General features: G+C 50.3%; 1 protein-coding gene. It reads right to left on the minus strand.

Annotated elements, in window-relative coordinates; translation table 11 throughout:
* Positions 1–336, minus strand: a 336-nt coding sequence (locus tag CWB60_RS20835; protein WP_138628032.1) for an alpha/beta hydrolase family protein, incomplete at both ends; no start/stop codon positions are given.

Below are 336 nucleotides of genomic sequence, written 5' to 3' on the forward strand. Positions count from 1 at the left end.
CGCTACGGTGGTCCTTTGAGATGTCATCTAGAAATTGTTTTTTTATGGGAAATTCGAGCACAGCTAAGCTAACTTTAGCTTCACCTGCGGAGTTTATTTCGGCTAAATGGGCTTCAAAGTTATGTGCATCGTGTTGCGCATCTGAAGGAGCCCCAATTGTAGTAATAGCCGATACGTCAGGAAAATGATCTGCAGCAGCCAGTACGGCAGCGCCGCCGAAGCTGTGGCCAATGAATAACTGCGGCGCCTCACAGTAGGGACGCCGGTGCTCGGCTGCGGCGAGAACATCTTGGAGATTGGATGAGAAGTTTCTGTTTGCTAAGTCGCGCTCGCTCT

It is taken from the genome of Pseudoalteromonas sp. S327 (assembly GCF_005886415.1).
Lineage (GTDB): Bacteria > Pseudomonadota > Gammaproteobacteria > Enterobacterales > Alteromonadaceae > Pseudoalteromonas > Pseudoalteromonas atlantica.